Source organism: Nocardia brasiliensis IFM 10847 (assembly GCF_000710915.1).
GTDB classification, from domain to species: domain Bacteria; phylum Actinomycetota; class Actinomycetes; order Mycobacteriales; family Mycobacteriaceae; genus Nocardia; species Nocardia brasiliensis_A.
In genome coordinates this window covers 1-2,566 of sequence record NZ_BAUA01000211.1, presented here as the reverse complement: position 1 = coordinate 2,566, position 2,566 = coordinate 1, and the positions used below count along the sequence as shown (strand labels likewise).

The 2,566-nt window shown below is 64.3% G+C and carries 4 protein-coding genes; 2 read left to right on the top strand and 2 right to left on the bottom strand.

Annotated features, from left to right (window positions below; all coding sequences use genetic code 11):
* On the top strand, positions 1–691 hold a 691-nt coding region (locus NBRGI_RS45780), incomplete at its 5' end, for a DUF2637 domain-containing protein (RefSeq protein ID WP_051728440.1).
* A 166-nt stretch (positions 692–857) separates the two neighbouring features.
* On the opposite strand, the gene NBRGI_RS41760 is transcribed toward NBRGI_RS45780, so the two are convergent.
* Both NBRGI_RS41760 and NBRGI_RS41755 read right to left on the bottom strand, forming a co-directional pair.
* A complete protein-coding gene (locus tag NBRGI_RS41760) occupies positions 858–1,331 on the bottom strand; it encodes an NUDIX domain-containing protein (protein WP_029903651.1) in 474 nt (157 codons plus the stop codon).
* Positions 1,315–2,082 carry a helix-turn-helix transcriptional regulator gene (locus NBRGI_RS41755; RefSeq protein WP_029903648.1) on the bottom strand — a complete coding sequence of 256 codons (768 nt, stop codon included), beginning with the start codon at positions 2,080–2,082 and terminating at the stop codon, positions 1,315–1,317. Before NBRGI_RS41755 ends, NBRGI_RS41760 begins: the two co-directional genes overlap by 17 nt.
* Positions 2,083–2,298: 216 nt before the next feature.
* On the opposite strand from NBRGI_RS41755, the gene NBRGI_RS41750 reads away from it, so the two are divergent.
* Positions 2,299–2,566: SAM-dependent methyltransferase (locus NBRGI_RS41750; RefSeq protein WP_029903646.1), on the top strand; the 268-nt coding region annotated here is incomplete at its 3' end.

Here is a 2,566-nt window from a genome sequence, read left to right as displayed (position 1 = left end):
GCACACGACCGCAGCGCCCGCGATCGCCGCGACCGTCGCCGTCGTCCCACCACTGGCACTGCTGGCCGCCGTGCACGGCGTCTCCATACTGTTGAGCACGCATGCGCACGCCCGGGGCATCCATTTCATGGCCGCGGCGATGACCGCGCTGATCGCGGCAGGAGCGTTCTGGCTGTCGTTCACCGCATTGCGCTCCCTTGCATTGCTGGCCGGTATTCCCGCGGGCGAGGCATGGCTGTGGCCGCTGATCGTCGAGGGGTCCATGGCGCAGTCCACCATCGCGCTGCTGGCACTGGCCCACACCGCGAATCGTTCCGGTGGCCGTGCCGACGACGACCTCCGACGACCACCACGAGGCGAGAACCCAGCGAGCACAACACCGAGCGACGACGACCCCACCGTGCGGCCCCTCCGCGAATGCGATGCCGTGCGCACGATCCCGGCTCTCGCGGCCCGGCCCGAGCAGTTCGCCGATCTGGCGACCCGAATGTGTGCACGCGACCCCGGGCGACGACGAGACCCCGACCTGGTCGTGCAGATCCTCACCCGCCACCATCTCGATGGCTGGAGCCCTACCCAGATCGCCGAGGAGACGAACCGCAGCCGGTCAACAGTCAGCCGGATCATCAGCGAGGCCGCGCAGATGGAAGCCTCGGAGCAGAAGCTGTTGACCATGTTTCCGGCCGATTGATGGCCGCGTCATCAGCCAGCAACCTACAGATCTCGCCTGATGGCTGATGACGTTCAGCGGCAAGGTAGCAACGCTTAAGGCACGCCCTCGCCAGGTCGATCAGTATGGGAGTTCCTTCCCACGCAGGGAGTGCGAAGGCGGCAGAAGCGCGTGCGTGGCATCGGCACTAGCCGAGGTAGGGCTGGTTGCGTTGCTCGCTGTGATGCTGGAGGCGCAATCGGACCGTCTCGTGCACCGGCAGGTCGGCCAGTTCGGCGAGCCTTATGAACCGTACTGCGGTTGATTCGTCGCTGACCTCGATCTGGCCACCGATGACTTGACCGTAGTAGGTGATGGCGAATTCTTGGCGTACTTCGCCGTCGGAGTACTCGATGACATGCTCGGGATCGGTGTAGATGCCGAGGAGCCCGGTGATTTCGATGTCGAGCCCGGTCTCCTCGCGGGTCTCGCGGATGACGCATTGCTCGAGGGTTTCGCCGATCTCCATGGTTCCCCCAGGCAGCGACCAGTTTCCGGAGTCTCCGCGGCGCTGCATCAGGATGGCGCCGTTGTCGTCGGTGACCAGCGCCGAGCCGCCCGGGACCAGGCTGTTGGCTGTGGGTGCGTTCGGATCTCGGTAGTAGTCACGCCGTGAGCCCATTGGCGAATCCTTGAGTTGTCGAGTACGGGGTTACCGTGCCCCAGATCTGCTCGAATTGGTCGGCGAAGGATTCGAAGATCCCGTACGGGGACAACCTTCGCAGGTGCAGCGCGGTGTGCTGGTAGCCCCTTGCGCGGAACAGGTAGGGGGTGACGATCATCTGGTCGTCGAAGCGGAATACCGAATTGTAAAGATGGCTCGTGTGCAGGCCGATGGAGCAGCCGGGGGTGTCGCCTAGCGGGCCGAGCATCGATAGTGCGTTGCGGATCCGGCCGGGCAGTGTGCCGCCCATCTGCTCGAGAGTGTCGCGCTCGATCACGTGATCGCAGTCTGGGTCGGCGAACCCGAGCCGAACTACGCATCCGGCACGGCATTTGGCAGCGATGACCTTGGATGCCGTAGGCAAGAGTTCGAATACGAACGGATACGCGTACCCCATGATGTCGATCCGTTCAGTGGCTTTGTGCACCAACGACGTCCATAGATCGTTGGGGATCTCAGCCCGGTGCGCGTACGCCGCTATGACCTCGGCGGTAGCCGGTGCCCCGGCCTGCAGGTCCGGCCTTGCGGGTGGCCACAACGTCTCCTCGGTCTCGTGAAGCAGCTCAGCTATCCGGACCCTGGTGCTGCGGTGCGGTATCCGCCCGGCCAGCCACCGGTTCACGGTCTTTGCGTCCACGCCGACCGCAGCGGCCAGCTCGCCGGAACCCAGTCCTGCCCTCAGCATCGCCGCCTGTAGGCGCTGATTCATTTCAGCGATCCTACGGGACGTGAGGGACGTTTGAAACGTTCCTGAAAACGTCCCCGGCGCAGTTCAGACGTCCCGGAGACATTCCTACCGTGAGGTTCCGGATCCCAGAAGTGGGTCGGCTGTCGTCATCCTCTGCGCCCGGAACACAGGCAGGAGAGAAGGCCGTCGCTGGCCGACGATCCCGTAAACAACCGTGTCCGACAGTAGGGGTGTTGTATGAACGCTCGGGAAGAATTGGCGGAGCTGCCACGTACTCCGCAGCCGTTCGATCCGGGGGAGTTGAACTCAGCCCGGGTCTGGGACTACCTCCTGGGAGGGAAGGACTACCGCGAGGTAGACCAAGACATGGGCAACGAAATGCTCTCTCGCGCACCGGAAATCAAGACGGTGGCGTGGTTCGCGCGCAGCTTCATGCTCAAGGCGGTCCAGATGGCCGCCGAGGCCGGTATCCGGCAGTTCATCGATCTCGGCTCGGGTATCCCGA